This window comes from Gilvimarinus gilvus, from assembly GCF_030518155.1.
Classification (GTDB): Bacteria; Pseudomonadota; Gammaproteobacteria; order Pseudomonadales; family Cellvibrionaceae; genus Gilvimarinus; species Gilvimarinus gilvus.
In genome coordinates this window covers 1-335 of sequence record NZ_JAULRU010000593.1, presented here as the reverse complement: position 1 = coordinate 335, position 335 = coordinate 1, and the positions used below count along the sequence as shown (strand labels likewise).

1 protein-coding gene is annotated in these 335 nt (G+C 72.5%); it reads left to right on the top strand.

All coding sequences use genetic code 11. The features are described 5' to 3' along the window. On the top strand, positions 1-335 hold a 335-nt coding region (locus tag QWI17_RS14860), incomplete at both ends, for an FAD-binding protein (protein WP_302723313.1).

Genomic DNA, 335 nt, shown 5'->3' with positions numbered 1-335 from the left:
GGACAGGCTGCAGCACCCGCGCGGCACGCGGCTGACGACCGGCAACGCACTGGTCGCCCGGCTCGCCACCAGCGCCTTCGCCCATGGCACGCAACTGTGGTTGAACAGCGCCGCCGTGGAGCTGATCACCGAGTGCGGCAGGGTCACCGGCGTGGTGATACAGCGTGACGGGCGCCGCGAACGGGTAATGGCCCGTGGCGGCGTGGTGTGCGCCATGGGTGGGTTCGCCGCTGGCGCGCTGGCCGCCAGCTACCGCCCAGCGCAAGCGGGCGCGCACCTGAGCATGTCACCGCCGAGCAACGACGGTGCCGCACTGCGCCTTGGCCAGGCAGTGG